The following is a 3357-nucleotide window of genomic DNA, read 5'->3' as shown; positions in this document are numbered from 1 at the left end:
CGGAAACAACGAACCTCCGGTACCGCCAACGAGTTCTCCCGGCGGCGCGCAAATCCGTGTGATGCCGTCGATCATCATAAAAGAGCCTGTGCGATCAGGGCAATCGGTGATCTTTCCGGAGGGCGAGGTAACGATCATCGGGTCAGTCGCCTCGGGCGCTGAAATAGTCGCAGGTGGCTCAATCCACGTCTATGGCACGCTACGAGGCCGGGCCATGGCGGGATCAGCCGGAAACGCATCGGCACGCATTTTTTGCCGCAAACTTGAAGCGGAACTGTTGGCCATTGATGGCCTCTACAAGACTGCGGAAGATATGGAGCCTCGATTTCGGGGGAAAGCCGTACAGCTGTGGCTTGAGGGAGACGCCATATTGGCAGAAACATTTGGTTAGGTCAGTGCTTCGGGGAAGATAGGAAAAGAGTATGGCAAAAGTGATAGTAGTTACCTCGGGCAAAGGAGGTGTTGGCAAAACAACGTCAACCGCCGCACTTGGCGCTGCGCTTGCCCAGCGCAATGAGAAGACAGTTGTTATCGATTTCGATGTGGGATTACGAAATCTCGATCTCGTTATGGGCGCTGAACGTCGTGTCGTCTTTGATCTGGTCAACGTCATCCAGGGTGACGCCAAATTGCCTCAGGCTCTCATCCGCGATAAACGGCTCGATACGCTTTTCTTGTTGCCCGCATCCCAGACCCGCGACAAAGACAATCTCACAGCTGAGGGTGTCGAAAAGGTCATCGACGATTTGAAGAAATCGTTCGATTGGATCATCTGCGACAGCCCGGCAGGAATTGAACGTGGGGCGACATTAGCGATGCGGCATGCAGACGTGGCAGTCGTCGTAACGAATCCGGAAGTCTCGTCGGTTCGCGATTCAGATCGAATTATTGGCCTTCTTGACTCCAAAACTCTTAAAGCTGAACGGGGAGAAAGAATTGAGAAACACCTCCTCTTGACGCGCTACGATGCGAGTCGGGCTGAACGAGGCGACATGCTGAAGGTCGACGATGTCCTCGAAATTCTATCCATTCCGTTGCTCGGTATTATTCCGGAGAGTCAAGACGTTCTGCGGGCGTCCAACATTGGTTCTCCTGTAACCCTGGCTGATAAGGACAGTGCCCCGGCCCTGGCATATCTGGATGCCGCACGGCGCCTCGCGGGCGAAAATGTCCCGGTCACGATCCCGAGCGAAAAGCGCAGTTTGATAGGCAAGATCTTCCGGCGGAGGGCAGCATGAGCATTTTCCGTTTTTTCAATAAGCAGGCTTCGGCACCAAGGGCACGCGAGCGTCTGCAAATTCTGCTTGCCCATGAGCGCGCGTCACAAGGACATTCGGACCTGGTCCTTCAGTTGCGAGAAGAAATTCTGGCAGTCGTGGCCAAGCACATAAAAATCGACAGAGAAAAAGTTCGGGTGAAAATGGGCAGCGATGATCAAGTCTCGACGCTGGAAGTCGACATTGAAATTCCCTTGGGCGCTGGTATCCGGGCTGCCTGAGAGAAACAGGTCAGGGGCACAAGCCGAGTATTGAAACGAAGGAGAACAGTATGACCCGGGTTGCACTTCTCGAGCGGCTGAAAGAACTTCAAAGAATGCCAAAGTTTCAAAAGCGCGACATTTCCACAGTCAGTGCGTTCCTGCCAATCGATGCATTGGCCAAGCACGTGGCTCTTTGTGAAGAAGCTGTTGGAATCGAGCGTAAGGCGGCGGAAGCGCACTCCGCATCCTTAGGGTGACTTCAAGGTTCTTTTGCCGATAATTCAGGGAACAAATCTGGGGCCACTGGCTCAGAAACCGGTAATTTCTCCCGGGTGACTCATTCAGATGTCGCGCCATTGCCACAACGTGCCACCGCAATAGTGTCTGCGTTGCCTTCGGGGTGAGTGTGAACGGTTCGGGCGCAAATTTTCGCTACGGGTACGGTGAACGAAGCGATGTGCGGTTGTCATGGAGCAAGGATGTCGAATTGCTCGGCGATGGACTGACTGGGATTGTAGGCATACCTCGCATGTCGCTTGCGCATCGTGTGGATCATCTCGATGCCTGCCAAGAGAGTGGCCGCGGTTGCCTCAGACTTGAAACCGAGCATTGATCCCACACGCCGTTTGATGCGCCGATGATCCTGCTCGATCCGGTTGTTGAGGTATTTGCTCGACCTGATCGTGATTGGCTTTCAGCCGCCGCCGGGAGCGATCCTGCAGCTTCGGTCGACATCGTCGGGAAACCTAGCGAAACCGAGGAACGCAAGGGGAACTTCCGGCCTTCCGGCCTCGCTCCGACGATAGGTTCGACGGTGCCGTAGGCGGCTATCAGCCGCTTTGAACAACGGCAGCTCTCAGGAAATCACTTGGGCGGCACTAGTATCCGAAATGAGGGCGCAAAGCTGCCCGCGGCCTCTGCAATAGCAGTGTCCGCTTTTTGGTGAATGGACGGGGCCGTGGAATGACTGTCATTAGGGCGCATAGCGTTCAATTGCAAACTTTGGAATTGGAAACATTCCGTTGATACGTGCAGCCCCTTCGTTGGAGGGACCGCACGCGCTCAGATCTCAGTATGCTCCGCTAGTTCCAGTGCATCCTCAATGTCCACTCCAAGGTACTTGACCGTATTTTCGATCTTGGTGTGCCCCAACAGGATTCGAATCGCACGAAGATTACCTGTCGACTTGTAGATCATTGCGGCCTTCGTGCGTCGAAGCGAGTGTGTGCCGTAGTCTTCGCGTCGTAGACCAATTGCGGTCACCCATTTGTCGACCAATCGGGCATATTGGCGAGTACTCAGATGATCGGTATCGACTCGACTTGGAAAGGCGTAGTCGTCAACTGTTCCACCTCGCCGCTGAAGCCATGCGAGCAAACTTGCCCTCACGTCCGCCGTGATTTCGAACTGAACCGGATGGCCCGTCTTTTGCTGGACGACCATGGCTCGGGTTCGAATTTCTGTTCCTGTCACGAGGCTTCCGATTTTCATTTTGACGAGATCACGCAGCTTGCTGTCGATTGCGAGGTCAAACAAGGCGCGATCTCTCATGCGTCCCTCCCGGTCGAGGTAAAAGCGGATCGCCCAAATCTGGCGCTGCTTTAGCGGCTTCTTGACGCCGACCTTTCGGCCCGCGTTCCAAGCCGGTCGTCCCAGTGCGTTAGGATCGTATTGTGCAATACCCATATTCGTTCTCCTTTGACCAACATTGGCCACGAGAAGAACACATGAGAACGGTGATGGGGCCGAAGAACGAACCCGCTGCGCGGGAGGGCGCCTGCGGTTGAGATAGAGGGCACAGGCTGGAGGCTGCGCCTGGATTGAACGTCGTCCGGCAAGGGCGGAGCATGACGAGCTTCTTCAACAAGGAGCCTGAC

6 protein-coding genes and 1 pseudogene are annotated in these 3357 nt (G+C 55.0%); 5 read left to right on the top strand and 2 right to left on the bottom strand.

Annotation, left to right across the window (positions count from 1 at the left end; all coding sequences use genetic code 11):
* The 4 genes from minC to AAAB35_RS08370 all read left to right on the top strand — a co-directional run.
* A partial coding sequence (gene minC / locus AAAB35_RS08385; protein ID WP_340667762.1) for a septum site-determining protein MinC occupies nucleotides 1-391 on the top strand: 391 nt, incomplete at its 5' end.
* 31 nt (nucleotides 392-422) lie between these two features.
* Nucleotides 423-1238 (top strand): septum site-determining protein MinD, encoded by an 816-nt coding sequence (minD, locus tag AAAB35_RS08380; RefSeq protein WP_340667760.1) that lies wholly within the window; start codon nucleotides 423-425, stop codon nucleotides 1236-1238.
* A complete protein-coding gene (gene minE / locus AAAB35_RS08375; protein ID WP_340667759.1) occupies nucleotides 1235-1498 on the top strand; it encodes a cell division topological specificity factor MinE in 264 nt (87 codons plus the stop codon). The genes minD and minE overlap by 4 nt, the downstream gene beginning before the upstream one ends.
* A 50-nt stretch (nucleotides 1499-1548) precedes the next feature.
* A complete protein-coding gene (locus AAAB35_RS08370; protein WP_340667758.1) occupies nucleotides 1549-1737 on the top strand; it encodes a hypothetical protein in 189 nt (62 codons plus the stop codon).
* 209 nt (nucleotides 1738-1946) lie between these two features.
* Here AAAB35_RS08370 and AAAB35_RS08365 read toward each other — a convergent pair.
* A pseudogene (locus AAAB35_RS08365) lies at nucleotides 1947-2174 on the bottom strand (DDE-type integrase/transposase/recombinase); the annotation flags it as partial.
* Between AAAB35_RS08365 and AAAB35_RS08360 the strand changes: the two are divergent.
* Complete coding sequence (locus AAAB35_RS08360; protein WP_340667757.1) at nucleotides 2118-2303, top strand: hypothetical protein; 186 nt, start codon at nucleotides 2118-2120, stop codon at nucleotides 2301-2303. The pseudogene AAAB35_RS08365 and the gene AAAB35_RS08360 overlap by 57 nt on opposite strands.
* A gap of 239 nt (nucleotides 2304-2542) precedes the next feature.
* Here the strand turns inward: AAAB35_RS08360 and AAAB35_RS08355 are convergent, their stop codons facing one another.
* Entirely contained in the window at nucleotides 2543-3166 is a 624-nt protein-coding gene (locus tag AAAB35_RS08355) for a tyrosine-type recombinase/integrase (protein WP_340667756.1), read from the bottom strand.
* Nucleotides 3167-3357: the final 191 nt, after the last annotated feature.

It is taken from the genome of Phyllobacterium sp., from assembly GCF_037994425.1.
In the GTDB taxonomy this organism is placed as follows: domain Bacteria; phylum Pseudomonadota; class Alphaproteobacteria; order Rhizobiales; family Rhizobiaceae; genus Phyllobacterium.
The sequence above is the reverse complement of the archived record's forward strand: the minus strand, read 5'-3'. Positions and strand labels throughout refer to the sequence as shown.